This is a genomic window from Achromobacter sp. GbtcB20 (genome assembly GCF_019091095.1).
Taxonomy (GTDB): Bacteria; Pseudomonadota; Gammaproteobacteria; order Burkholderiales; family Burkholderiaceae_B; genus Achromobacter; species Achromobacter mucicolens.
On the sequence record NZ_JAGXJZ010000338.1, the window covers coordinates 1 to 345 of the forward strand.

At 70.4% G+C, this 345-nt stretch carries 1 protein-coding gene; it reads right to left on the reverse strand.

The genetic code is table 11. The features are described 5' to 3' along the window. Positions 1 to 49 precede the first annotated feature (49 nt). Positions 50 to 345 (reverse strand): nitroreductase family protein (locus KVT32_RS29240; RefSeq protein ID WP_217619332.1); only part of this gene is annotated, 296 nt, incomplete at its 5' end.

The window sequence follows — 345 nt, forward strand, 5'->3', positions numbered from 1 at the left end:
CCATCCTGCCGTGAGAGCAGGTATCGTTTGGACCAACGTGTCTTGCCGATCAGAGGCTGGAGACGAATTCCTCGGGCCGCGGCCGCTCGCGCGCTGGCCGCGCCGCCATCGACGTGCCGAAAGCCACGAAGCAGATCGCCTGCTCGTGCGGCGCCAGGCGCAGCAAATCGCGCATGCCCGCGCTGTCCATCGCCGCGCCGCCCGCCAGGCCGCTGGCGTAGCCCAGCGCCTGCGCCGCGGTCAGCATGTTCTGCACTGCGCAGCCGAGCGATACCAGCTTCTCGGCGGTCGGAATCGTGCCCCTGGGCGCGTCGTCCAGCACCGCCACCACCAGGCAGGGCGCAT